The following is a 25,590-nucleotide window of genomic DNA, read 5'->3' on the forward strand; positions in this document are numbered from 1 at the left end:
GTTGTCGGCTGCGCTGATTGGCACCGGTTTCATCTCAAGTTCATCTGGAGATTGCCGATAGTGCGGAAAAGGCCCTCGTTGGACAGAAGGGCTGGCGGCAGCATCTCGAGAGTCATAACCATAAAAAAGCAGAACAAGGAGAGATGAATGGGCAATCTGACGACGAGCCAGAGGCTCTGGGGCACCCTGGTGGCAGCCTGGTTGGCGATGCTGGCACTGATGATTCTGGAGGTTTGGGGCATGCGCGGCGCGATATTCGACGAGCGCAGGGCCAAGGTGGAGAGTGAAGTCGATATCGCGCTCTCGGTGTTGGGGGAGGTTGCCGCGCAGGTCGCGCTCGGTGGCATGAGCCGCGAGGATGGCCAGGCCCGTGCTACCGAGCTGATCAAGAGCATGCGCTACGACGATGGTCGCGGGTATTTCTTCGTCTTCGACGCCGACTTGCGCATGGTTGCCAATCCGACCATCACCACGGGGGCCTCGCTGGCTGATTTCAAGGATGCCGATGGCCGCAACCTGTTCGTCGAGTTCGTCAAGGCGGTGGAGGGGGGACATGGCCGCGCGTACTACGACTACCGCTGGCGCCACAGCAATGGTGGCAAGCTAGAGAGCAAGCGTTCCCTCATCCGTGCCTTCGAACCCTGGGGCTGGTATGTCGGAACCGGCATCTACCTTGCCGACATCGACGAGCTGTTCGTTCAGCGATTGCTACAGTCGGTATTCGGCCTGTTGCTCGCCGGCGCAGCCGTCTCGCTGGTGATGGGCTGGGTCATCCGTGATCTCATGCGCAATCTCGGTGGCGATCCGCGTCATGCGGTCGAGGTGGTAAGGCATATCGCCAATGGCGACCTCAGCAGGGTGCCTGTGCTGCGCGCCGGCGACAGCGACAGCGTACTGGCCAACATGAATCGCATGCGCGAAGCCCTCGCCAGGGTCATTGGCGACATCGCCAGCAGCGTCCGCGAGGTCGAGGCCGAGGCCGAGGCGATCGGTGTCGGCAATGGCGAGCTGGCCGCCCGAACCGAGCAGCAGGCTGCGGCCCTGGCCGAGACGGCTTCGACCATGGAGCAGCTGACCGCCACCGTGCGGCAGAATGCCGAACACGCCGGCCGGGCGAGCAGCCTGGCGGAAAACTGCGCGGCGAGCGCGCACAAGGGCGGCGAGGCCATGCAGTCGGTGGTGGACATCATGGCCGCCATCCAGGTCAGTGCCAACCGCATGTCCGGGATCGTCGACACCATCGACTCGATCGCCTTCCAGACCAATATCCTGGCCCTCAACGCCTCGGTGGAGGCGGCCCGTGCCGGCGAGCAAGGCCGCGGCTTCGCCGTGGTGGCCGGCGAGGTGCGCCAGCTGGCCAGCCGCAGCGCCGAGGCGGCGCGCGAGATCAAGGGGCTGATCGACGGTGCCGGCAGCCAGGTGCAGGCGGGCAACCAGCAGGTGAGCCGGACCGGCGAACTGATCCGCAACATGGTCGCCGATATCGGCCAGCTCAACACGTTGATCGGCGAGATTTCCTCAGCCTCCGCCGAGCAGAGCAACGGTATCGAACAGGTCAATCTGGCTGTGGTGCAGATGGACCAGATGACCCAGCGCAATGCCGGCATGGTCCAGGACGGTGCCCAGGCTGCTCAGCGCCTGACCTGCCAGAGTATCCAGCTCAATCGGCATGTGGTGCGCTTCGTCATCGATGCCCGTCATGTCGACGCCATTGGTGAAGCGCAGAGAAGGGAGAGGTTCGGCGGCAAGCGCTCGCGCGATTGGCAAGACGTGGAGATGACCGAGTCGGCCTGAAGCCAGTCGGGGCAGATCATCAGTGCAAGACACTTGTAGCGGAGAGCTCCGCAGAGGGAGGGCAAGGTGAAATTACTGAACAACATGACGGTACGACTGAGCTGGATGCTGGTGCTGGCGTTTTTCAGCGTGGTGGTGCTGGGCTTGAGTGCGCTGGGCCTCTATGCGCTTCACTACACCGAGCGCAACCAGGCCCGGCTCGTCGAGTTCAATCGGCAGCAGCAGGAGGATTTCCAGCAGGTCGTCAGTCTGCAGGGCATTGAAGCCAGGTTGCGGGAGCTACGCCAACTGCTGGACGACGAGCAGGGTCGTCTGGCTCAGGCCGTGCAACGCGAGCGTGCAGCAGTCGCGGCCGCTCAGGAGGCCGTCGATGCGACGGCCTCGTTGACGCCAACCTATCAGGTGGACAAGGTCGCGCTGGAGGGGCATCTGAAAAAACTGCAGGCGTCAGTCGAGCACCTCGTCTCCCTGCCGCAGGTTTCCGTTCATGCCGAGCAGGTGCAGGCGCTGAAGAAGCATTTTGCCAATCTGGTCGACAATGGGCTGCGTCAGCAGCTGCAGGAGCTGGTCAAGCGCTATCCGGACGTCGCTGCCTATCATGCCAATGCGACCAAGGTGTACAGCTTGCCTTTCCTGCGTGACCTGGAGACGCTGATCCAGACGCTTGCTGGCGGCAGGCAGATGCCGCAGAACGAGCTCGAGTGGGTCGAGACGGCGATCGAGTGGGCCATCTACGCGGCCCTGCTCGTCTCCGTACTGACCGTCGTTATCGTGCTGTGGGGCGTCACGGCCAATGTCATTCGTCCGCTGCAGCGGGTGGTGGAGCATTGCGAACAGATCGCCGCCGGCGATCTGGCCGGGCGGATCGAAGTGCACAGCACCAACGAGATCGGCAAGCTGTTCGCCGGCCTGGCCAACATCCAGCAGCGTCTGGCGCAGACCGTGGGTACCGTCCGCCACAGCAGCCGCCTGATCCACGAAGGTGCGCAGGAGATCGCCGAAGGCAGCCGCAGCCTTTCGACCCGCACGGTGCAGCAATCCGCGTCGCTGGAAAACACCGCTTCGAGCATGGAGCAGTTGACCTCCACTGTCAGCCAGAACGCCGACAACGCCCATCAGGCCAATGCCCTGGCCGACAGTGCCGCCGAGGTGGCCAGGCGTGGCGGAGCCCTGGTCGCCGAGGTAGTCAGCACCATGGGCGGGATCAGCGAAAGCTCGCACAAGGTGGCGGAAATCATCAAGCTGATCGATTCGATTGCCTTCCAGACCAACATCCTTGCCTTGAACGCCTCGGTGGAGGCCGCTCGCGCCGGCGAGCAGGGGCGTGGCTTCGCTGTGGTGGCAGGGGAGGTACGCAACCTGGCTAGTCGCAGTGCGCAGGCTTCGAAGGAGATTCGCGACCTGATCACCGCGTCAGTCGATCAGGTCGACACGGGCAGCAAGCTGGTCGCCCAGGCTGGCAGTGCCATGCAGGAGATCGTCGAGTCGGTGCAGAAGGTGGCCGACATCATGGACGAAATCTCTGCCGCCTCCCGGGAGCAGAGTAACGGCATCGCCCTGGTCGACAAGGCGGTGCTGGAGATGGATGCCGTGACCCAGCAGAACGCCAACCTAGTGCAGGAGACCAATCAGGCGGCGGACGAGTTGGTCGGCGAAGCCCACCACCTGCGCGAGGCCGTCGAGGGTTTCCGCATCGATGCGGCCTTGGAGGCGAGCCCCTCACAGTCGGGGCAGGCTGCCGAGTCCTGGGCTCAATGCCAGTACGAGAGCGCCGAACGCGAGGTGGCGGAGCAGGAGCTGCCGACCACGTTGCGGCAAGGTCGGACCTCTTCCGAGGCCGGCTATGACTGGCGGCCTTTCTAAACGCAACCCACGAGTGAGCGGCAACGAACCGCCCACCGCTTCGCAGTACCGGGGGAAGAATTTCGCATGCGCAACAATCGGCCCGTTACCCAACGCGAGTATGAATTGCAGGAGGACGATTTCCTGATTTCGCGGACCGATCTCGAAGGACGGATCACCTATGCCAATCCCGCATTCATCAAGGTCAGTGGATTTACTTATGAGGAGCTGATGGGCGCTCCGCATAATCTCGTCCGGCATCCGGACATGCCGCCAGTGGCCTTCGCCAACCTCTGGGAAACCGTCCGCAAAGGCGTGGGTTGGAATGGCATCGTCAAGAATCGGCGCAAGAACGGCGACCATTACTGGGTGCGCGCCAACGTCACGCCCTATTACGAGGGCGAGCAACTGGTCGGTTATACCTCGGTGCGCACCAAGGTTTCGCGCAAGGAAATCGAAACGGCCGAGCGGGCCTACCGGAGCATTCGCGAGGGATGCGGCAACCACCTTGGGCTGATGCGCGGGAAACTGGTGCGACGGGGCTGGCGTGGCTTTCTCGAGCGTTTGCAGCTGGGCTCCCTGTCCATGCAGCTGGAGCTGATCGTCTCGACCGGCGGGATGCTGCTCCTGGCCAGCGGCATGCTCGGCTATTTCGGCCTGCAGAGTGGGAACAAGGAGCTGGCGGAAACTTTGCTGCAGATTCAGCTGGGGCTGGTCGTCCTGGGAATGATCTGGCTGACCCTGCTGGCGCGCTTGACCGTCCGTACGCTGGATCGCCCGCTGCAAGGTTCCATCGCCTTCATCGCCCAGCTGGCTGCCGGCAATCTCATGGTGCGCATGTCCGACTACGGCAGCGGCGAAATGGGCCAGATGACGCGGATGCTGGAAACCATGCGCAAGAGCCTGGTGAGCATATCTGTGGATGTGAATGGCAGCATCGACACCTTCACCAATTCTGCCCAGGTGATCGCCAGGGACAACCTGGAGCTGCACTCCCGCACCGAGCAGCAGGCGGCCTCCTTGCAGGAAACCGCGGCTGGCATGGAGCAGCTCACCGTCACCGTGGAGCAGAATGCCGCCAACGCCCGCCAGGCCAGTCGACTGGCCGAGGAGGCAGCAGGGGCCGTGCGCGAGAGCGGCCAGGTGATGGGGCAGGTGGTGAATACCATGGGGTCGATTACCACAACCTCGCACAAGATGACCGAGATCATCAATGTGATCGATTCGATCGCCTTCCAGACCAACATTCTTGCTCTGAACGCCTCGGTGGAGGCGGCCCGGGCCGGCGAGCAGGGCCGCGGCTTCGCCGTGGTGGCCGGCGAGGTGCGCAATCTCGCCAGCCGCTCGGCGGAGGCCGCCAGTGAAATCCGCAACCTGATCGACAATTCGTCGCGACAGATCACTGAGGGCGAGCACCTGGTGCGGCATGCCGAGCAGACCATCGAAGGTGTGGTGGCGGCGGTCGCCCGGGTCAACGACATCATGGAGGAGATCGCCTCGGCCTCCGCCGAGCAGAACAGCGGCATCGGCCAGGCCAGCCAGGCTGTCGCGCAGATGGGCGAGGTGACCCAGCACAATGCTCGCCTGGTGGAGTCGGTGGCGCAGCAGGCTACGCACCTGGAGGTCCAGGCGACGGAGGTGCAGCGTGCGATTTCCGTATTCCGGGTAGCCGAGAACAGGGCGCCTTTCCGGGGGCCGTCGCCATGGCGCGGGCATGATGGCAGAGAGCGTCACAGCACGCAGCGGAGCGACGAGAGCCGGGAGCGAGAAAGATCTTGAGTGTTCCGCAGAACCCCGAATCGCCATTATTGGGCGACCTACTGGGACGTGATCTGGTGCTGAGCGATGCCGATTTCGAGCGCATCTGCCAGTTGATCTATCAGCGTGCCGGCATCGTCCTGGCCGCCAACAAGCGCGAGATGGTCTACGGCCGCCTGGCCAAGCGCCTGCGTCTGCACGGCATCAGCCACTTCTCGGAGTACCTGGAGCGTCTGGCCCGGCAGCCCGCGGCGCGGGAGTGGGAAGCTTTCACCAATGCACTGACCACCAACCTGACGGCCTTCTTCCGCGAGGCGCACCATTTTCCGTTGCTCGCCGAGCAGGTGGCTGGCCGTCGCGAGCCGGTACGGATCTGGTGCGCCGCGGCGTCCACCGGGGAGGAGCCGTACTCGATCGCCATGACCCTGGTCGAGGCGCTGGGGCCGCAGCAGGCCAGCCAGGCGCGGATCATTGCCAGCGATATCGACAGCGACGCGTTGGCCAAGGCCCGGATCGGCGTGTATCCGCTCAAGCAGGTCCTCGAGCTCGGCGAGCAGCGGGTCAAGCGCTTCTTCCTCAAGGGCAGCGGCGGGCAGGAGGGATTGGCCCGGGTATGCCCGGAGCTGATGAGCATGATTGACTTCAGGCAGGTCAACCTGCACGCACCGCGCTGGGATCTGAGCGGCCCGTTCGATGCGATCTTCTGCCGGAACATCATGATCTACTTCGACAAACCGAGCCAGACACGCATCCTCAAGCGCTTCGTTTCCTATATCAAGGAAGATGGCCTGCTGTTCACCGGTCATTCGGAAAACTTCACCTACCTCTGCGATGACTTCAGGCTGCGCGGGCACACCGTCTATACGCTCGCCGGCAAGTCTAAAGTTTGACGCCAATCAACCGATATACAGAAAACATGCAGACCGAACGGCTGGTCCTGCCCGTTGCCGGGTTGCCGGGTTGCCGGGTTGCCGGCAGCGGTCGTGGTCGTTGAAAAGGAGATCCGTCATGGACAGTTCCAAGATCAAGGTATTGTGCGTCGATGACTCGGCGCTGATACGCGACCTCTTGAGCGAAATCATCGACTCGCAACCGGACATGGAAGTGGTGGCTGTCGCCGCCGATCCCCTGGTCGCCCGCGATCTGATCAAGCTGCATAACCCGGATGTATTGACCCTCGACGTCGAAATGCCGCGCATGGACGGTCTCGACTTTCTCGAGCGACTGATGCGTCTGCGGCCCATGCCGGTACTGATGGTGTCGTCCCTGACCCAGGCCGGTTCGGAAGTCACCCTGCGGGCCCTGGAACTGGGCGCCCTCGACTTCATCGCCAAGCCGCAGATGGGCATACGCCACGGGATGCTCGACTACAGCGAGCTGATCGCCGAGAAGATCCGCGCCGCCGCCCGCTCGCGCCCACGCCAGGCGCCTTCGGGTGTGACACCGCGAGCGAGGGCGTTGCAGGCGCCGATCATCTCCAGTGAAAAGCTGGTAATCATCGGCGCCTCCACCGGCGGCACGGAGGCGATTCGCGCCGTGCTCGAACCGCTGCCCGCCAACAGCCCTGCCATTCTCATCGCCCAGCACATGCCCGGTGGCTTCACCCGCTCCTTCGCCGAGCGCCTGGACCGGTTGTGCAGCATCGCCGTCAAGGAAGCCGAGGACGGCGAGCGGATTCTGCCGGGCCATGCCTACATCGCGCCGGGCACCGCGCACCTGAGGCTGGCGCGCAGCGGCGCCAACTACGTCGCACGGCTGGACGACGGGCCACCGGTCAATCGCCATCGCCCGTCGGTGGACGTGTTGTTCCGTTCCGCGGCGGAGAGCGCCGGGCGCAACGCCATCGGCGTACTGCTTACCGGCATGGGCAAGGATGGTGCCCAGGGTCTGCTGGAGATGCGCCAGGCCGGAGCCTTCACCTTCGCCCAGGACGAGGCCAGTTGTGTCGTTTTCGGCATGCCGCGGGAGGGCATCGCCCTCGGGGGGGCATGCGAAGTGGTGTCGCTCGAGCACATGGCCGAGCTGGTTCTCAAGCAGGTGGCTGCCTCCGGGCGGGCGCAGCGGGTTTGATTCTCAGGCTGTTTCGACAGCCGCTAAGGAGATTTTCATGCTGGGTTTCTTGCGTAGTCTGAGTATCAGGGCGGTCGTTACCACCACCCTTGGCTGTTTCGCGTTGTTGTTGGCCATCGTTGCCGGTTTGGGCTACGGAGGCACCCATATAGGCGATCAGGCGCTCGAAGACCGGACCCGGACCGCCAACCGAATCGATCTTCTGCATCAGGTCGACATGCTGTGTCTGAAAGCCTTCGCGCGCCTGGAGGCCTACGGCAGGATGAGCCTCGTCGGGCTGGTCGGTGCCATGGATCAGCAGAAGCAGCAGGCCGAGCTCCAGGAGCTGATCACCGAAGCGGGCAAGACTCTGGCGGACTTCCAGGCTATGCCTCCGCTCGCCAAGGAGGATGGGCGCAAGCTGCTTGAAAAGGCAGCGGCGAGTCTGGCCGAGGCGCTGGATGCTCTCGATCAGCAGTTGCAGGCCTGGGCGAAGAGCGACGCCATAACCTACAACCGGCTCGAAGAGGACATGATGCTCAAGCGCGGGCCGCAGATCGGCAAGGACCTGGCCGCCGGCATAGCTTACCTCGAAGCCCATGGCGCGCAGCAGCTAGCCGACTATCGCGGCAACCTCACTGCTTTCGCCATCATCGGTGGAGTTTCGCTGGCCGTCGCCCTGCTGCTGCTGCTGGCCCTGCGGGCGATGCTGATGGGCTTCGTGGTCCGGCCGGTGGTGGACGCGGCTGGCCATGTGCAGCGCCTGGCCCGGGCCGACCTGTCGCAGCCGATCCCGGTGGTTTCGCGCAACGAAATCGGCCAGTTGATGGCGGCCCTGCGCGACATGCAGGAGAGCCTGATCAGGATCGTCGGCAGCGTGCGTGCCGGCAGCGGCTCGATTTTGGTCGGCTCGCAGCAGATCGCCGGCGGCAACGCCGACCTGTCCTCGCGCACCGAGCAGCAGGCGGCGTCGCTGGAGGAGACCGCGGCGAGCATGGAGGAGCTGACCGCGACGGTGAAGCAGAACGCCGACAACGCGCGTCAGGCCAGCGCGCTGGCCAACGACGCCTCGAGCACCGCCGGCCAGGGCCGCGAAGTAGTCGGCCGGGTGGTGGAGACGATGCGCGAGATCAGCGACAGCTCGCAGCAGATCGCCCGGATCGTCGGGGTCATCGATTCGATTGCCTTCCAGACCAACATCCTCGCCCTCAACGCCTCGGTGGAGGCCGCCCGCGCGGGCGAGCAGGGGCGCGGCTTCGCGGTGGTGGCGGGGGAGGTGCGCAACCTGGCCGGCCGCTCCGCGGACGCGGCGCGGGAAATCAAGACGCTGATCGAGGCTTCCACCAAGCGGGTCGGCGACGGCTCGCAGCTGGTCGAGCAGGCGGGCAAGACCATGGAGGAGGTGGTCAGGTCGGTGCATCGGGTGACCGACATCGTCGACGAGATTTCCGCGGCCTCGCACGAGCAGAGCGAGGGCATCGCGCAGGTGAACACAGCGATTGCGCAGATGGACGAGGTGACGCAGCAGAACGCGGCGCTGGTGCAGGAGGCGTCGGCGGCGTCGGCGTCGCTGGCGGAGCAGGCGCGGCATCTGGAGGAGGCGGTGGCGGTGTTTCGTCTGAACGCAGAGCAGCAGCGCGCGCCGCAGCGGGAAGCCCGGAGAGAGCCGCGTGCCACGCGGCCGGTAATGCAGGCCCGACCGGTGGCGAAGCCGGTGCCGGAGAAGGAGCATGGCAGGGCGGCCGCGGCCGTCGCCGAAGAGCAGTGGGAGGAGTTTTGAGTGGGGCGACCGCCTGACAGGTCGATGATGAGGGGCGCTTTTCGCGCCCCGTTTTGCATGCCACGGCGGGTTTCGATGATGTACCCGCCCTTGATCGCGAGGGGGACCATAAATGGCCGACAAGAACATGAGTATCCTGGTGGTGGACGACTTTCCGACCATGCGCCGGATCGTCCGCAGTCTGCTCAAGGAACTGGGTTTCAACAATGTGGACGAGGCCGAGGACGGCCAGGATGCGCTGAACAAGCTGCGCGGGGGCGGTTTCGAGTTCGTGGTGTCGGATTGGAACATGCCTAATCTCGATGGTCTGGAGATGCTCAAGCAGATTCGCTCCGACGACGGGCTCAAGCACCTGCCGGTGCTGATGGTGACTGCCGAGGCGAAGAAGGAGAACATCATCGCCGCGGCACAGGCGGGCGCCAATGGCTATGTGGTCAAGCCTTTCACCGCCGCGATCCTGGAGGAAAAGCTCAACAAGATATTCGAGAAACTGGGCAAATGAATTCAGGGGGGGAGGCAGGTCCATGTGCGCCAACGAGCTGAAGGGAGAGGGCTGCACCGCCAGCCCGGAGGATTTGATCCAGCGTATCGGCCAACTGACCCGGATGTTGCGCGACAGCATGCGCGAACTGGGGCTGGACAAGGAGATCGAGAAGGCAGCCCAGGCGATTCCGGATGCGCGCGACCGTCTCGGCTACATCGCCGCGATGACCGAGCAGGCCGCCGATCGGGCGCTGAACGCCGTCGATCGCGCCCAGCCGATCCAGGACGAGCTGGCCAAGGGCGCCAGGGAACTGGACGAGCGCTGGCAGGCCTGGTTCGCCGACCCGCTGGAGCTGGACCAGGCCAAGGCACTGGTCACCGATACCCGTGCCTACCTGGCCGAGGTGCCGCGGCAGACCCAGGCCACCCAGAGCCAGCTGCTGGAAATCCTGATGGCCCAGGACTTCCAGGACCTGACCGGCCAGGTCATCAAGAAGATGATGGAAGTGATCCAGGAGATCGAGCATCAGCTGCTCCAGGTGCTGATCGACAGCGTTCCCGATGGCAACGAACAGACGGTCCTGAAACGCCTGGCCGAGGCCGAGTGGGAGCCGGTCGACGATCACAGGAAACTGCTCAACGGGCCGCAGATCAAGCCCACGCCGGGCGATGCGGTGGTCAACCAGGATCAGGTCGACGATCTGCTCGATCAGCTCGGCTTCTGAGGTCCGCTGCCTCCGACCTTGGCTTCAGCTTTGTAGGGTGGAAAACTCGCGCAGCGATTTTCCACCGCTGCCGCGGCGCTCATGGTGGGAAAGGCCTGCGGCCGTTTCCCCACCCTACCGACGGGCATGGGGGCGGCGACGGGTTTCATTGCCTGTGCCAATCGCGACATAAGCACGGAATTCGTCGTGCTATTCGGGTGATGGCCTTTCGGCATGCCCATGCAGAATGGCCACCGTTCATCTGCATGAGTCGCCACCGGCGCACTGGTGGGCCATGGCTGACGAGAGCAGCGATCAGGAAAAAACCGAAGCGGCGAGCCCGCGACGTCTCGAGAAAGCCCGGGAAGAGGGGCAGGTCGCCCGCTCGCGCGAGCTGACCACCTTCCTGCTGCTGCTGACCGGTGTGGCGGCGCTGTGGGGCATGGGCGGAGTGCTCTACGACCAGCTCGCGCAGGTCATGGAGCAGGCCCTGCTGTTCGAGCACGACCAGGCCTTCGACACCGCCCACATGCTGGCGCATTTCTGGCGTCTCGGCGAAGACACGCTGTTCGCGCTGCTGCCGCTGTTTCTGCTGATGACGATGATGGCCCTGGTCGCGCCTTCGCTGCTCGGCGGCCTGCTGGTTTCGGTCAAGGCGCTGCAGCCGCAGCTGTCTCGGCTCAATCCGTTCAAGGGCCTCAAGCGGATCTTCTCGACCCAGGCGCTGGCCGAGCTCTGCAAGGCGCTTGCCAAGACCGTTCTGGTCGGCTGGGTCGCGGTGTTCTTCCTGAGGAAATACATCGACGAACTGATGGCGCTGTCCGGCATGCCGATCCACCAGGCCCTGGCCGATGCCATGCGCCTGATCGCCCTGGCCTGCGGGCTGATCGTGCTGGCGTTGATCCTGGTGATCTTTCTGGACGTGCCCTACCAGCTGTGGAGCCACGCCAGGAAGCTGCGCATGAGCAAGGAGGATCTGCGCCAGGAGCACAAGGAGGCGGAAGGCGATCCCCACGTCAAGGGACGCATCCGCTCGCAGCAGCAGGCCATGGCCCGCTCGCGGATGATGAGCAAGGTGCCGAGCGCCGACGTGATCGTCACCAACCCCACCCGTTTCGCTGTCGCGCTGAGCTATCGGGATGGACAGATGAGCGCGCCGCGGGTGGCGGCCAAGGGCACTGACGCGGTGGCTACGCGCATCCGCGAACTGGGTAGCGAGCATGGCGTGCCGCTGCTGGAGGCCGCGCCCCTGGCACGGGCGCTCTACTACCACGTCGATCTCGACCGGGAAATCCCGGCCGAACTGTACACCGCCGTGGCCGAGGTACTGGCCTGGGCCTACCGCCTCAGGCGGGTCCGCGAGGAGGGCGGCGAGATGCCGGAAACCCCGCGCGATCTGCCGGTTCCCACGGGGATGGACGAACGCGTCCGGCGGGACAACTCTGAGGAATCGCAGACCCGATGAAAGCACTGACCGATCTACTGGGCCAAGGCTCCTGGCAGGGGCGGGCGGACTTCAAGCTGCTGGCCGGGCCGGTACTGATCGTCCTCATCCTGTCGATGATGATTCTGCCGCTGCCGCCCTTCGTCCTCGACCTGTTCTTCACCTTCAACATCGCCCTGGCGATCATGGTCCTGCTGGTGAGCATGCTCACCGAGAAGCCACTGGATTTCGCCGCCTTTCCGGCGATCCTGCTGTTCACCACCCTGCTGCGCCTGTCGCTGAACGTCGCCTCGACCCGCGTGGTGCTGATGGAGGGTCACCAGGGCACCGGCGCCGCCGGCAAGGTGATCGAGGCCTTCGGCGAGTTCCTCGTCGGCGGCAACTTCGCGGTGGGCCTGGCGGTATTCCTGATCCTGGTGATCATCAACTTCATGGTCATCACCAAGGGCGCCGGGCGCATCGCCGAAGTGGGTGCGCGCTTCATGCTCGACTCCATGCCGGGCAAGCAGATGGCCATCGATGCTGACCTGAACGCCGGCCTGATCGGCGAGGACGAAGCCCGCCAGCGGCGCCGCGAGGTCAGCCAGGAAGCCGATTTCTACGGCTCCATGGATGGCGCCAGCAAGTTCGTCCGCGGTGACGCCATGGCCGGCATGGTGATCATGATGGTGAACATCCTCGGCGGCCTGCTGATCGGCATGCTGCAGCACAACATGGCCTTCGCCGACGCGGCGCGGACCTACGTGATGCTGACCATCGGCGACGGCCTGGTGGCGCAGATCCCCGCACTGGTCATCTCCATCGCCGCGGGCGTCACCGTGTCGCGGGTCAACACCGAGCAGGATGTCGGCCAGCAGATGGTCGGCCAGCTGTTCAGCCGCCCGCAGGTGCTCTACCTGGCTGCCGCGGTGATCGGCCTGCTCGGCCTGGTGCCGGGCATGCCGAACTTCGTCTTCCTGCTGTTCACCGTACTACTCGCCGGGCTTGGCTGGGGGCTCGGCCGGCGCGAGCAGGAGCGCCTGGTGGAGAGGGTCGTCAACGAGGTGCCGCCGGCCAGGCTGGAGGCCCCGGAAGCCAGCTGGGACGATGTGCAACTGGTCGATACTCTGGGCCTGGAGGTCGGCCATCGGCTGATCCCGCTGGTCGACAACCGCCAGCAGGGCGAGCTGCTCGCGCGGATCAAGAGCGTGCGGAAGAAGTTCGCCCAGGACGTCGGTTTCCTGCCGCCGGTGGTGCACATCCGCGACAATCTGGGGCTAGGCCCGAATGCCTATGTCATCAGTCTCAAGGGCGTGGAGATCGGCCGCGGCGAGATCCATCCTGGCAAGTGGCTGGCAATCGATCCCGGCCAGGTCGGCGGCCGTCTCGAAGGCGTCGCCACCACCGACCCGGCGTTCGGCCTGCCAGCAATCTGGATCGATGCGAGCCTGCGCGAGCACGGGCAGATCTACGGCTACACCGTGGTCGATGCCGGCACGGTCACTGCCACCCACCTCAACCACCTGTTGCATCGACATGCCGCCGACCTGCTCGGACGCAGCGAAGTGCAGCGCCTGCTGGACAAGCTTGGCGACGAGAACAAGGCCCTGGTCGAGGAGGTGGTGCCCAAGCTGGTCCCGCTCAATACCCTGCAGCGCATCCTGCAGAGCCTGCTGGAGGAAGAGGTGTCGATCCGCGACATGCGCAGCATCCTCGATGCCTTGGCCGAGCACGCCGCCGCCCATGCGAACGATGTCCAGGAGCTGACCGCCATGGTGCGCGTGGCGCTGGGTCGCGCGATCACCCAGCAGTGGTTCGGCAGCAGAAGCGAGCTGCATGTCATCGGTCTCGACCTGCAACTCGAGCAGGTGCTCCTGCAGGCGGTGAACAACGGCGCCCTGGAGCCGGGACTGGCCGACAGCCTGATGCAACAGACGGAAACCGCCCTGGCCCGCCAGGAAGCCAACGGCGAGCCGCCGGTGCTGGTGGTGCCGCACAGGCTGCGCGCCCTGCTCGCGCGCTTCCTGCGCCGGCGTCTGCGCCAGCTGGTGGTGATGTCGCTGGTGGAGTTGCCCGACGACCGCTCTCTACGCGTGACCAGCCTGATCGGAGGGAAATGATTCATGAGCGTCAGACGTTTCGTCGCAGCCAACAGCCGCGAGGCCATGCGCCAGGTGCGCGAGGTCCTGGGCGAGGATGCCCTGATCCTGTCCAACCGTCCTGTTGCCGAGGGAGTGGAAGTCCTCGCTCTGGCCGAGGAGGCGCAGCAGGCCGCCCAGGCCGCCGCTGTTGTATCTCCCGCCGTGCAGACAAGGCCGGCCGGCCCCGCAGACTATCGTCAGGTGGCCAGTTCCGCCCAGGCCGGGCGCTCGCCTACGCCTGCGACGCTTGACTTCGCCGCCCTTGGCGAGCGTCTGCTCGGCGAGATGCAGGATATGCGCGCGCTGCTCGACCGGCAGATGCAGGCCCCGGCGGGTACCAGCAGCTGCCGCGGGCAGCTGCGACAGCGCTTGCTCGGCGCTGGCTTCGGTCCCTGCCTGAGCGACGAAATCCTGGCCGGCTTGCCGGGCGAACTGGGCGCCGGGTCCGTCGCCGATCCGGCCCTGCAGGGCTGGCTGGAGCGCCAGCTGGAGGCGCGCCTGCCGGTCCTCGAGGACGAGGCCGAACTGCTCGATGGCGGCGGAGTTATCGCTCTGATCGGCCCCACCGGGGTGGGCAAGACCACCACTGCCGCCAAGCTCGCGGCGCGCTACGTGATGCGCCACGGTGCCAGCCAGGTGGCCCTGGTCAGCACCGACAGCTTCCGTATCGGCGCCCACGAGCAGCTGCGCATCTATGCCCGCCTGCTTGGCGTCGAGGTTCACACGCTGGCCGCCGTCGCGCCGCTCGAGCCCCTACTCGCCGGACTGGCCGGCAAGCGCCTGGTGATCATCGATACCGTCGGCATGAGCCAGCGCGACCGGCGCCTGCTGCTGCAGATCAATCAGCTCGGCGCCGCCGGCCGCCCGGTGCGGCTGATGCTGCTACTCAACGCCGCCTGCCACGGCGATACCCTGGAGGAGGTGGTCGGTACCTACCAGCGGGCCGCCCTGGCCGCCGGCGCCCGGCTGCGGGACTGCATCGTCAGCAAGTGCGACGAGGCCGCGCGGCTCGGCCCGGTGCTGGACATCCTGATGCGCCACGGCCTGCGGTTGAACTACCTGTCCACCGGTCAACAGGTGCCGGAAGACCTGCAACCAGCCGAGGCCCGACCGTTGTTGCAACAGGCGCTGGCGGTCAGCCAGCCGTCTCCGTTCGTCCCAGAGGATGGGCTGGACGGCGCCGGACGGCGTCTCGACACCTGGGCCCGCGGCCTGCTCGGCCGGGGCCGGACTCTGGCTGCCTCGCTCGAGAGCCTGCGTCGCGAGCTGGACGGCTTTACCCTGCTGGAGCGCGCCTGGTGCCTCGCCGCCCTGCCGACCGGCGTGCAGGGGGAGAGGCTGGCACGGCTGCTGGAGGAGTACGACGGCGAATCCGTCGACTCCGGTGCGCGACAATTGCTCTGGGGCAGCGGCAAGCCGGTGCCGGGTGGCACCTGGAGCATGCCGTTGCTGACCTTGGACACGGAGGGTCGCCTGCAGGTGCGCCCCTGGCTGGCCCATCTGCTGCCGACCGGGTACGAGCAGCGCCTGGGCTGGGCCTTCGAGCGGCTCAAGGCGCGTTGCCATCTTCTGCCGGCCAGCCCGGAGGGCGGGCTTCTGCACTGTCTGGCGCAGCTGTGTAGTCCCTGGGTAGGTGGGGCCAGAGCCGGCAACCGGGTCGACTTCCAGGGCGAACGCCACAGCCTGGCCCGGCTGGCCGACATCGCCGCCCCCCACGAGAGTCTGCAGCTGAGCCACCGTGGTCGACCGCGGTGGCTGGAGCTGCGGCATCTGCCGGTCCGCCTGCGCGTCGCCGGCAACCGTTCGGGGGAACCGATGCTCTGGCCGGTAGAGGCCTGGTTCGGCACCCTGCGCGATGGCGACAGCGGCCAGCCGCTCGGCCAGCGCCACTGGCTGGCCTGGTCGCCGGAGCCGGGCCGCCAGGCGCTCGCCGGGCAGGCGGAGGGGCTGCGTCTGCAATTGGCCTGCGATGACTTGCCGGCGCTGACCCTGCGTGCCTGGCAGGCCCTCGGCGAGGCCCTGGGAGCGCTGCAGGCGGAGCTGCGGCTGTTCCTCGCCGCCGCCTTGGCCGCCAGTGCCAGTCGTCTGGACCAGTCCGCGGAGAACTGGGCGATGGACCTGCGTGCCCGGCTGGCCGGTCTGGGTAGCGGGCGGCGTCTGCGCGGTTCCGGTCAGCAGCTCGATGCCCTGCTGCATCTTCTGATGGCTGGCGATGCCTTCCGCCAGCTCGGCGGCGAGCGCGTTCACTGATGGCCGCTCCGGAGGATCAGGACGGGTTCGGCCTGCTCGATCAGGCCGCGGGGCTGCGGAGCTGGGCGGAGCAGCATGGGGGGGACGCCGGGGAGGTGCCCGTCGCCGCGCTGTCGTCCGGCACCCCCGAGGAGCCGCGCCCGACCCTGATGGTGGTCGGCCTGCCGCCCGGCTCGCAGCGCCAGCGTCTGGAGCGGGTGCGCCAGACCCTGCAACGCTGGCAGGCCCATGGCCATGCCTGGGTCGGCGATCCGGCCCGCTGGCAGCTGGTCGCCCTGGAAGAGGACAGCCCGCACCTGCATACCCTGGCCTGCCAGCAGCCGCGCTGGGCCCTCTGGGTCGAAGGCGATCCGGACAGCTTCCGCCGCGCCTACCTGTGCCTGCGCTGGTTGCGCGAGGGCGGCGGGCCGGCCCGGCTGCTGGTCCTGCACCCTGGGTTCGCCTCGCACGCTGGGCTGCTCGACAACCTGCGCCAGGCCGCGAGCGCTTTCCTCGAGATCGAGCTGTTGCTGCTGGCCGAGCGACCGAAAGGGCATGAGGGATGAGCCAGGGCATCGAAGCGGAGGCCGGTCCTGCCGGCAGCGGCGCAAGGGCATTCATGCCAATTATTTCGGGCGGATTTCTGGGCATCCTGTTGCTGGCCCTGCCGGCTTTCGCGCTGGATGCAGAGGCCGCACCGGGCAGCTGGCAGGCGCGGATTGCCAGCCTGCGCCTGGCGCTGCCCGGCCGGGAAAGCGCATCCGATGCCCTGCAGCCGCCGGCGCTTGCCCAGGGGCAACGCCTGGCCGGGGTGCGCTGGCGCTTCGCGCTTGCGGCCGGTGCGCCGGTCCGGGCCTGGCTCTGCCACCCGGAGCGCTGCATCGAGCTGTCCGCTGGCCGGGGGCGCAGCACCGCCCTGGCCGGGCTGGACGCCGGGCAGCCACTGCAGTTCCGCTTTCGCCTGGCGCCCCGCGCCGAACCGCAGCCGGTGCGGGAAATCGAGCTGATCGCCGAATACCGCTAGGCTGACTATGCCGCTATTTCCCAAAGCCCGGAATAGCCCGTTTCCCCGGCGACTGTTCGACGCTTTCCGGGCGCTTCCCCAAGGCGAGAATGCCGACCGGAGAGCCTCCGTCCGGCCAGGATCGGCCCCGGCAGCGCCGGACAGGACAGGCCGTTTTTCGTCATGCTCCAGGTCAGTGGAATGTATACGGCACAGGGCAAAATCAGACAGCGCGACCTGCTTGAGCAGTACCTGCCGCTGGTGCGCCGGCAGGCCTTGAACCTGCAGACCAGGCTGCCGGCCAGTGTCGAGCTGGACGACCTGATCCAGGCCGGCACCATCGGTCTGCTCGATGCCCTCCCGCGTTACGACGCCAGCCAGGGGGCCACTTTCGCCACCTTCGCCAGCCTGCGCATCCGTGGTGCCATGCTCGACGAGCTGCGCAGCCGCGACTGGGTGCCGCGCAGCGTACGGCGCAATGCGCGCCTTCTGGACGATACCCTGCGCCGGCTCGAGCAGCGCCTCGGCCGGCCCGCCGAAGAGCGCGAGATCGCCGCGGCCATGGGGCTCGAGCTGGCCGACTATCGGCAACTGCTGCTGGACAGCAACGGCAGCCAACTGGTGGCCATCGACGAGCTGGGCGAGGACGAGGTCGATGCCATGAGCGTCGGGCACTACGCCTCGCCTTTCGCCGAGCTGGCCGAGGGGCGCGACATGGAGCGGCTGGTCAAGGCCATCGAGGCGCTGCCCGAGCGGGAGAAGCTGGTGCTCGGCCTGTATTACCAAGAGGATCTCAATCTCAAGGAGATCGGCGCCGTGCTGGGCGTCAGCGAGTCCCGCGTCTGCCAGCTGCACAGCCAGGCGGTGGCCCGTCTGCGCAACGGCCTGGCTGGCTAGCCTTTAGCTTCTGGAGTGGCCGGCCAGCCGTGGTTTGCGTGAAGGACATGACACCGCCAGAGGAGCGGCGTCGAACGGAGGATGAAAATGGCTCAGGCCAGCGATGCCTATGCACGCATCGATAATTCAGACACATGTCGGGAACTGCTCGAGCAGCTCTGCGAGCGCGGCGGTGCCCGGCTGATTGGCTTCTCGCCGGACCATCCGTCCTTGCCCGTGGTGTTGATGGAGGCTCTCGTCGGGGAGCGGCTGACTCTGGATCTGACCGCGGTGCCGGTCGTGGCTTCCCAGCTGGAGGCCGGGCAGGCGTGCCGGCTCGCCGGGCGGGTGGCCGGAACCCTGCTGCGCAGTGCCCCGCTGGGCGGCTGGCAGCGGCTGAGCGTCCCGGGCCGCATCCAGTTGACCAGCGCCTGGCCCGAGTGGCTGGAGGTTCTCCATCGGCGCGGCACCTTCCGCGCCGAGCTGAGCGCCCGTATTTCGGTGAAGGCCGAGGTGCGGATGACTGCGGACGACCGGCCGATCCTGGGACGGCTGCTGGATCTGTCGCTGGGCGGCTGCCGGATCGAGCTGCCGGCCAGCGCCGCTTCCGAGTTACAGGCCGGGCAGCATGTCGAACGGCTTTGCCTGCGCTTTCCCAATGGTCAGCAGCTCGACCTGCGCGGGCAGATTCGTCATCGTCAGCTTAACGACGACTGGCAGGCAGTCCGCTTCGGCTGTGCCTTCGTCGACCTCGCTGCCGAGGAAGAGCGGCGGCTCTACTTCTATGTGCGGGAGATCGAGCGGGAAAGCACCCGCAGTGTCGTCGGCGGCGACCCCTCGCGCATGCCCTCGCAGCTGTTCGTGCCGCGCGCGGCGGAGCCGGCGGCGGGCGCCTCGCGTCCTCACGGGCTGGACTACGCCACGCCCATGGCCCGACGCCTGGCCCGGCTGGCGCTATACCTCAACGGTCTCCTGGTGCAATTGCAGCAGGGTAGCGAGATCGACCCTGTCCAGCTCTCCTGGCACAGTGACTTTCTGCTCGGACTGCTGGACGAGGACCGAGAGGCCGTGCTGTTCGCCGTGCATTGCCTGGTGGAGGATCCGCCGCTGATCCAGCACTGCATTGCCGTGGCCGTGCGCCTCGCCGACCTGGCCCGCAGTCGTGGTCTGCCGTCCGATCTGCTCAAGAGCATCTGCGCCTGCGCTCTGGTTCACGATCTGGGCAAGGGGCTGCTGCCGTCGTCACTGGTGCGTAGCGACTCCTTCGACGACGAGCAGCGGGAGGCTTTCGTCCGGCACGTGGAGCTGCTGCGCGCGCGGCTGGTGCACTGCAAGTGGCTGGCCGAGGCGGTGATCCGGAGCGTGGTCGAGGAGATCAACGAGCGCCTTGACGGCAGCGGCTACCCGCGCGGCCTCGAGGCCGGGCAGCTCGGCGAGCTGGCACGGATCGCCGCCGTGGTCGACGTGATCGACGCCATGGGGCGCGCCCGCCCGGACCGTACAGAGCAGGCGATCAGCGGTGTCTACCGCCAGCTGATCGGCCGCGAGAACCAGCTCGACCGGCGCTGGTGCCAGGAGTACATCCAGCGTTTCGGGCTGATTCCTATCGGTTCCCTGGTGCGTTTCGCCGGGGGCGACCTGGGCTGGGTCGAGCGCCTCGACCGCAAGGGCGCCATCGTCCAGGTCCGTCTCACCGACCAGGCCACCCTGCGCGGCGCGACCCTCAGCGCGTCGGTTTCGGGCAGCGAACTGGCTGCTTTGGGGCCCATCGAGGGCATCGTCCTGCCGGAGGCGAGCGGCTGAGAGGGTTTCGGTCGAGGCCGGCAGGGCGTCGTGGCGGGAGGCGCGAATGCGCCGCTCAAGCCTGTTCCCGCAGCAGAATCCCGCGCAACTGTTCGAGACTTTCGGCGACCCGCAGCACTTCCTCACTGGGAATCTGCCGGATCACTTCGCCGCTCTCGCGGTCGACGATCTCGGCGACCACCCGCGGTCCGGGCTCCTTCAGGTGGAATTCCACCCCGTAACTGCTCAGTACCTCGTTGATGCGCTGTACTGGCTCGACCAGCTCCTCGCGGGCGATCAGCGCCGGCTGGGCGCCCGCGGCCTGGGCTGCGGCACTGCCGGCGGCCGGCGGCAACTCATCCAGGGCGTTTTCCAGGCGCTGGCGCGGGGTCAGGTTGGCCAGGGGCGAGCTGGAAAGGGCACCGGCATCGTTCAGGGGCGAGCTCATGAGTGTTCTCCTTGGCAGACGGACAGATCCATAACCCTTTATCGGATGGGGGAATTAAATCTTGAGACGACTGCCGGATCTGGATGCTGCCAGCCGGGCTGGCGGTCAGATTTTCGGCAAGTGTGTAGGGCGGGTGAAACCCGCCTTATCCATGAGCGCGGCCCTCTGCAAGGAATTTCTTCGCCATGAGAATTCGGCTCGTGCGCAATGTCCGGCGGGTTTCACCCGCCCTACAAGGCTGTGCTTTTCTGATGGGTTTTTTCATGGGGACATGGGCAGGCCAGATTTCTATTCCCCAGGAAAATTTTTTCAGAAAGAATGTAGAAATCAGGGTCATGGCGCGAGGTTTCTGAGTGGTGACGAGATGCTGTGATTGAATAGCCATCTTCTGTATAAAGGTCTCCTTTTAGATGGTTTTTGCTATTACAGGCTACGTAAAATATTCTGCTGGTTACCCTGAATGCTTGGCAAAGCTAATTGTAAAAACACTCCAAGGCCTGCCGGACTCTTTGATTCTCGTGGGCGGGATTGCTCTGGTAAATATGGCCATTGACACACTCGATGGCCTCCGAAAAGCGGAGCAAACGTCTTCCGTATTGACTGAATAATTTAATTTGGATTGCCTCGGGGAAATGCTCCATGTCCTCTTCCCTGATTCATATGTGGATTTGGGCCGGTCAGATTCGATAGCCACGAAAAAAGGCCGACTTTCGTCGGCCCTTTTTTCGTGGCTATGCCAATTAACCCAGCAGCGACAGCACGCTCTGCGGGATCTGGTTGGCCTGGGCCAGAACCGAGGTGCCGGCCTGTTGCAGGATCTGCGCCTTGGTCATATTGGCCACTTCCACCGCGTAGTCGGCATCTTCGATGCGCGAACGGGCGGCGGACAGGTTGGTTTCGTTGGTCTTCAGGTTGGTGATGGCCGAGTCGAAACGGTTCTGGATGGCACCAAGGTCGGAACGCAGGGTGTCGACTTCTTTCAGTGCGTTGTCCAGTGCTGCCAGGGGGTCGGCGGTCAGTTGGTCGCCGAGGGTCACTGCACCGGTAGCGGTGTCGACTTCGGCTTCGTAGTAAACGTCGTTGCCGTCGGCGTCGGCACCCTTGACCACATAGCCGCTGCCGTCTTCCATGGCGAAGACTTGAGCGCTGTCGCCGACCAGGCTGGTGTTCAGGCCGGAGGTATCGATGGTGATTGCCGGGTCGGGGTTGCTGATCTGGTCAAGCGCAGTGCCTACATCGGCATCGAGTGTGCCATCTGGAGCAGCGGAAGAGTCATAGCTTACAGTGCCGGCAGCGAAATCAACGGTTGCAGCGACATAGGTGTCAGCGCCGAGCTTGATGTGATAGTTGCCGTTGGACGTCAGATGCAGGGTCGGCTGGGCTGCAACATTGTCATCGCTGCGACCAGTGATATCGTCGGCCTGCATGACCACGCCGTCACCGACATGGACTTCTTGGCCAGCAGCGGCGCTTACGGTGCCGCCGGGGGCTGCTGCGGTGCTGGAGTCGAACTCCAGGGCATTGGTTGTCGTGTTATAGGTGGCTGCAGCAACGGTGGCGCCGCCATCGGAGGAAACATACAGTTGATCCGGGTTCGCGTCGTCAACATAGACGGCCCAGGTAGCAGCACCTGCAGTGTCGGTGAAGCTGAAGTCTTCCAGATTGCGCGAAGACGGAGCCAGTTCGGTCGTCGCAGTAGCTGCCAGATCCTCGGTGTTGAGGGTATTGGTAACATCGAAGGAGGCCAGACCCAGAGTGGTCTTGTTGATTTCCTTTAGGTTGATGCTGATGCTTTCGCCATCGTTGGCGCCGACCTGGATATTCAGGGTCTGCTCGGCATTCAGCACTTTGGTGCCGTTGAAGTTGGTTTCCTGGGAGATGCGGTCGATCTCCTCCAGGCGCTGGTTGATTTCAGCCTGGATGGAGGCACGGTCTTCGGGGGAGTTGGTGTCGTTGGCTGCCTGTACGCTCAGCTCGCGGATGCGTTGCAGGTTGTCGTTGACCTGGTTCAGCGCGCCTTCGGCTGTCTGGGCGACGGAGATGCCGTCGTTGGCGTTGCGCTGGGCTTGGGACAGACCAGTGATCTGCGAGCTCATGCGATTGGCGATGGCCTGACCGGCAGCATCGTCCTTCGCGCTGTTGATGCGCATGCCGGAAGACAGGCGCTCCATGGCGGTGGTCAGAGCGCTTTGCGATGCACCCAGGTTCTTCTGGGCGATCATCGAGGTGATGTTGGTATTGATGACGGACATGTTGCGTTCCTTCTCCAAAGGTTGAGCGCCAGAGGCGAGCTGCGCTGCGCGGTGGCTTCGCGGCTGGCGACAACGGCGCCGTTGGCCGTTATCCCGACTATCGGCGGGCAGGGCGGGAGCTTTAGGGGAGGGCGAGAATTTTTTGACGCGGTGCTTTGTCCTGTTCCTGTCGGAGGGCGGTCGCTTCGTCCGGACATTGCTCAGGGGGTCTGTGGCGTACGTACCTGCTTCGCCATGATCGGTGTCGACTTCGCCAGGGAAATGCGCGGCCAGTGGGCTTCGAAGCGCAGAGCATCGCCCCGTAGCGCGCCGTATTCGAAAGACCGCTCTGTGGCCGACAGGTATTCAATCTAGCCTGTCGCATTCCCGGAGTCCTTCATGAATCCCTCCACGCTCATCGGCATGCTCGCCGGCTTTCTTCTGCTGGCGGTGGTGGTGGTCTTTTCTGCCGAAGATCCGTTGCTGTTCGTCGACCTGCCGAGTCTGGGCATCGTCCTGGTGGGTACCTTCGCGGCGACCTTCATCAGCTATCCGCTGGGCGAGGTGCTGCGGGTGTTCAGTCTGATCGGCACGGTGATGCGCAACGAGCGGCTGTATACCCAGGACGACATCGAGGAGCTGGTGAAGATCTCGCGGCTGTGGATGGGGGGCGACCTGCGTGCCGTGGAGCGGGAGGTGGCGCAGGTGAACAATCCCTTCCTGCGCACCGGCGTGCAGCTGGTGATCGACATGACCCCCGAGGAGGACATCATCGAGCTGCTGCAGTGGCGGATTTCCCGGCTACGCGCCAAGGAACATGCCGAGGCGCAGCTGTTCCGGGTGATGGCCGGTTACGCGCCGGCGTTCGGCATGCTCGGCACGCTGGTCGGCCTGGTCAACCTGATGTTCGTGCTCGGTGATGGCGACATGACGGCAGTCGGTCGACAGATGGCGGTGGCGCTGATGACGACCTTCTATGGTGTGCTGCTGGCCAACCTGGTGTTCAAGCCGGTGGCGGTGAAGCTGGAGCGGCGTACCGAGCAGCGGGTGGTGCTGATGAACATGGTGCTGCAGGGCATCTCCATGATGTGCAACAAGCGCAGTCCAGGAATGATGCGCGAGACGCTGAATTCGTTCATCGCCCAATACCGGGACGAGATCCGCGACGAAGGGGCGCCGTCGCGCAGTCTCGAGGAGGATGAGGGGAGCGCCAGGCCATGAGCCAGTCGCCGGAGACTTCCGCCGTGAATTCCGCCAGCGCTGTCAGGCAGGCACTGCTGGAGCGCCAGCGGACGCTGGAACTGGAGCTGGCGCAGGCGCGCCAGGCAGCGCGTTGGGGCAGACGTCAGGCAGCCGCCGTGGCTGCCGAGCCGCAGTCCGAGGGGGAGGCCGATAGCTGGTTGCTGACCTATCTGGACGTGATGACCCTGCTGCTGGTGTTGCTGGTCGTGATGCTGACTTTCGCCGGCAAGGGCGTTGTCGAGCGCCAGCAGGCCATGGGTTCGCTGAGAGAAGGTGTCTTGCCGGCTGGAAGCGGTCTGCTCAAAGAGGATGGACAGATACTGTGGGACAGACCCGCACTGCCGGCGTCCGACGACTCCCTGAAAGGATTGCCCCTGGATCGTCTGGGCGAGGATATCGAAGTGGTGGTCACGGAAGGCACGGTGAGTTTCCGCATCAGCAGCGAGATCCTCTTCGGCTCCGCACAGGCCGACCTGAGCCTGGAGGGGTTGCGGGTACTGCAGCAGCTGGTGCCCGTGCTTGACAGCAGCCCGCACATGATCGTGGTGGCGGGGCATACCGATTCGCTGCCGATCCGCAGCTCGCGCTTTCCGTCGAACTGGGAGCTGTCCGGAGCGCGTGCCGGCAGCGTGGTGCGCTACTTGGAGGCCAACGGGGTGGCGCCGCAGCGGATGCGCGCGGTGGGGTATGCCGATACCCGGCCGTTGGCCGACAACGCCACGGTCGAAGGGCGCGCCGGCAACCGGCGGGTGGAGCTGATCCTGGAAACCTTCAAACCATAGGAAAACAACTTCCAGATGTTGTCAATTCCGTGATTTGTCAATGGGTTCCTTTCTCTTGCAGGTGGCAGAATCCCTAGCCGGTCAGGCGCTTGCCGATATAACCGGGCGTCTTGGTTCGGCTTCGATGAAACAGAGCGGAAAGGAGCGAGATGAGCAAGCTTGCCGAGAAGGTACAGCAGGAATTGACCCAGGCCATCGATAACGATGAGCTGATATTGCCTACCTTGCCCGAAGCGGCTTTGGAGGTGCGTGAGGCGGCGCGTGATCCGGAGGTCAGCATCGGCGCCCTGGCGCGAGTGATCGGACACGATGCTGCACTGAGTGCACGGCTCATCAAGGTGGCGAACAGTCCACTGATGCGTGCCAACGGAGAGATCACCGACTTGCAGACGGCCATTGGCCGTCTGGGCATCAACTATACCTGCACCCTGGCCACCGGCCTGGCCATGGAGCAGATGTTCCAGGCGACCTCCCCTGTGGTAGACCGCAAGATGCGCAAGGTATGGAGGAAGAGCTGCGAGGTTGCCGGCATCTGTTACATGCTCTGCCGCCATTACACCCGACTGGTGCCCGATCAGGCGACGCTGGCCGGTCTGGTGAGCCGGATCGGCCTCCTGCCGATCCTCACCTATGCGGAAACCCATGAGGAGCTGCTGGCCGATCCGGGGGTCCTCGATCAGATCATCGAGCAGACCCATCCGAGTCTCGGCGACAGGATTCTGCGCAGCTGGGAGTTTCCTGCCCCCATTGCCGGCGTTCCCGGCGAATATCTGAACTTCGCCCGGGTGTCGGCGCAGGTGGATTACGTGGATGTGGTCCAGGTGGCGGAGCTGTTGAGCCATGTCGGCACCGAGCATCCCTTCACGCGGCTTGATTGGAGGGGGATTGCAGCATTCGCCAAGCTTGGTCTAGATCCCACTCTGGACGTGCAGGCCGATGAAGACCTGAGCGCTTCGATGGACGCGGCGATGAGCATGCTGCAGTAAGGTCCGCTGCCCAACGGCCGGCCGGCTCGGCACAAGG

21 protein-coding genes are annotated in these 25,590 nt (G+C 65.3%); 18 read left to right on the forward strand and 3 right to left on the reverse strand.

Translation table 11 applies throughout. The features are described 5' to 3' along the window. Nucleotides 1-147 precede the first annotated feature (147 nt). The 15 genes from ACYVD0_RS17950 to ACYVD0_RS18020 all read left to right on the forward strand — a co-directional run bounded on the left by ACYVD0_RS17950 (nucleotide 148) and on the right by ACYVD0_RS18020 (nucleotide 19,885). Nucleotides 148-1,794 carry a methyl-accepting chemotaxis protein gene (locus ACYVD0_RS17950; protein WP_460428076.1) on the forward strand — a complete coding sequence of 549 codons (1,647 nt, stop codon included), beginning with the start codon at nucleotides 148-150 and terminating at the stop codon, nucleotides 1,792-1,794. A gap of 66 nt (nucleotides 1,795-1,860) precedes the next feature. Next, nucleotides 1,861-3,657: a methyl-accepting chemotaxis protein gene (locus ACYVD0_RS17955; protein ID WP_460428077.1), complete on the forward strand. Its 1,797-nt coding sequence runs from the start codon at nucleotides 1,861-1,863 to the stop codon at nucleotides 3,655-3,657. A gap of 66 nt (nucleotides 3,658-3,723) precedes the next feature. After that, nucleotides 3,724-5,415, forward strand: a complete 1,692-nt coding sequence (locus ACYVD0_RS17960; RefSeq protein ID WP_460428078.1) for a methyl-accepting chemotaxis protein — start codon at nucleotides 3,724-3,726, stop codon at nucleotides 5,413-5,415. Further along, the gene (locus tag ACYVD0_RS17965; RefSeq protein ID WP_460428079.1) at nucleotides 5,412-6,284 is read left to right on the forward strand and encodes a CheR family methyltransferase; all 873 of its coding nucleotides are present in this window, start codon (nucleotides 5,412-5,414) and stop codon (nucleotides 6,282-6,284) included. The genes ACYVD0_RS17960 and ACYVD0_RS17965 overlap by 4 nt, the downstream gene beginning before the upstream one ends. A 118-nt stretch (nucleotides 6,285-6,402) precedes the next feature. After that, on the forward strand, nucleotides 6,403-7,464 hold the full coding sequence (locus ACYVD0_RS17970) for a protein-glutamate methylesterase/protein-glutamine glutaminase (RefSeq protein ID WP_460428080.1): 1,062 nt from the start codon (nucleotides 6,403-6,405) through the stop codon (nucleotides 7,462-7,464). 37 nt (nucleotides 7,465-7,501) lie between these two features. Beyond that, nucleotides 7,502-9,223 (forward strand): methyl-accepting chemotaxis protein, encoded by a 1,722-nt coding sequence (locus ACYVD0_RS17975; protein ID WP_460428081.1) that lies wholly within the window; start codon nucleotides 7,502-7,504, stop codon nucleotides 9,221-9,223. A 112-nt stretch (nucleotides 9,224-9,335) separates the two neighbouring features. Then, nucleotides 9,336-9,725 carry a chemotaxis response regulator CheY gene (cheY, locus tag ACYVD0_RS17980; protein ID WP_376948881.1) on the forward strand — a complete coding sequence of 130 codons (390 nt, stop codon included), beginning with the start codon at nucleotides 9,336-9,338 and terminating at the stop codon, nucleotides 9,723-9,725. Between the two features lie 22 nt (nucleotides 9,726-9,747). Further along, nucleotides 9,748-10,431, forward strand: a complete 684-nt coding sequence (gene cheZ / locus ACYVD0_RS17985; protein ID WP_460428082.1) for a protein phosphatase CheZ — start codon at nucleotides 9,748-9,750, stop codon at nucleotides 10,429-10,431. Between the two features lie 226 nt (nucleotides 10,432-10,657). Then, nucleotides 10,658-11,875: a flagellar type III secretion system protein FlhB gene (gene flhB, locus ACYVD0_RS17990; protein WP_460428083.1), complete on the forward strand. Its 1,218-nt coding sequence runs from the start codon at nucleotides 10,658-10,660 to the stop codon at nucleotides 11,873-11,875. Continuing rightward, on the forward strand, nucleotides 11,872-13,953 hold the full coding sequence (gene flhA / locus ACYVD0_RS17995) for a flagellar biosynthesis protein FlhA (RefSeq protein WP_460428084.1): 2,082 nt from the start codon (nucleotides 11,872-11,874) through the stop codon (nucleotides 13,951-13,953). Before flhB ends, flhA begins: the two co-directional genes overlap by 4 nt. Before the next feature lie 3 nt (nucleotides 13,954-13,956). Beyond that, nucleotides 13,957-16,224, forward strand: a complete 2,268-nt coding sequence (gene flhF / locus ACYVD0_RS18000; protein WP_460428085.1) for a flagellar biosynthesis protein FlhF — start codon at nucleotides 13,957-13,959, stop codon at nucleotides 16,222-16,224. Further along, nucleotides 16,224-16,769 carry a hypothetical protein gene (locus ACYVD0_RS18005; protein WP_460428086.1) on the forward strand — a complete coding sequence of 182 codons (546 nt, stop codon included), beginning with the start codon at nucleotides 16,224-16,226 and terminating at the stop codon, nucleotides 16,767-16,769. Before flhF ends, ACYVD0_RS18005 begins: the two co-directional genes overlap by 1 nt. Before the next feature lie 53 nt (nucleotides 16,770-16,822). Further along, nucleotides 16,823-17,227 (forward strand): flagellar protein FlhE, encoded by a 405-nt coding sequence (locus ACYVD0_RS18010; RefSeq protein ID WP_460428087.1) that lies wholly within the window; start codon nucleotides 16,823-16,825, stop codon nucleotides 17,225-17,227. A gap of 180 nt (nucleotides 17,228-17,407) precedes the next feature. Then, nucleotides 17,408-18,103, forward strand: a complete 696-nt coding sequence (locus tag ACYVD0_RS18015; RefSeq protein WP_460428088.1) for an RNA polymerase sigma factor FliA — start codon at nucleotides 17,408-17,410, stop codon at nucleotides 18,101-18,103. 87 nt (nucleotides 18,104-18,190) lie between these two features. Further along, nucleotides 18,191-19,885, forward strand: a complete 1,695-nt coding sequence (locus ACYVD0_RS18020) for a PilZ domain-containing protein (protein WP_460428089.1) — start codon at nucleotides 18,191-18,193, stop codon at nucleotides 19,883-19,885. 55 nt (nucleotides 19,886-19,940) lie between these two features. On the opposite strand, the gene ACYVD0_RS18025 is transcribed toward ACYVD0_RS18020, so the two are convergent. The 3 genes from ACYVD0_RS18025 to ACYVD0_RS18035 form a co-directional block, all read right to left on the reverse strand. Continuing rightward, a complete protein-coding gene (locus ACYVD0_RS18025) occupies nucleotides 19,941-20,312 on the reverse strand; it encodes a flagellar protein FlaG (protein ID WP_460428090.1) in 372 nt (123 codons plus the stop codon). A 145-nt stretch (nucleotides 20,313-20,457) separates the two neighbouring features. Further along, nucleotides 20,458-20,697, reverse strand: coding sequence for a hypothetical protein (locus ACYVD0_RS18030; RefSeq protein ID WP_460428091.1), 240 nt, complete (start codon nucleotides 20,695-20,697; stop codon nucleotides 20,458-20,460). A 355-nt stretch (nucleotides 20,698-21,052) separates the two neighbouring features. Beyond that, the gene (locus ACYVD0_RS18035) at nucleotides 21,053-22,564 is read right to left on the reverse strand and encodes a flagellin N-terminal helical domain-containing protein (RefSeq protein ID WP_460428092.1); all 1,512 of its coding nucleotides are present in this window, start codon (nucleotides 22,562-22,564) and stop codon (nucleotides 21,053-21,055) included. Nucleotides 22,565-22,942: 378 nt separating this feature from the next. On the opposite strand from ACYVD0_RS18035, the gene ACYVD0_RS18040 reads away from it, so the two are divergent. The 3 genes from ACYVD0_RS18040 (at nucleotide 22,943) to ACYVD0_RS18050 (ending at nucleotide 25,553) form a co-directional block, all read left to right on the forward strand. Then, a complete protein-coding gene (locus ACYVD0_RS18040; RefSeq protein ID WP_460428093.1) occupies nucleotides 22,943-23,764 on the forward strand; it encodes a motility protein A in 822 nt (273 codons plus the stop codon). After that, entirely contained in the window at nucleotides 23,761-24,567 is an 807-nt protein-coding gene (locus tag ACYVD0_RS18045) for an OmpA/MotB family protein (protein WP_460428094.1), read from the forward strand. The genes ACYVD0_RS18040 and ACYVD0_RS18045 overlap by 4 nt, the downstream gene beginning before the upstream one ends. A gap of 149 nt (nucleotides 24,568-24,716) precedes the next feature. Beyond that, a complete protein-coding gene (locus tag ACYVD0_RS18050; protein WP_460428095.1) occupies nucleotides 24,717-25,553 on the forward strand; it encodes an HDOD domain-containing protein in 837 nt (278 codons plus the stop codon). The last annotated feature ends 37 nt before the right edge of the window (nucleotides 25,554-25,590 follow it).

Source organism: Azotobacter armeniacus (assembly GCF_054779355.1).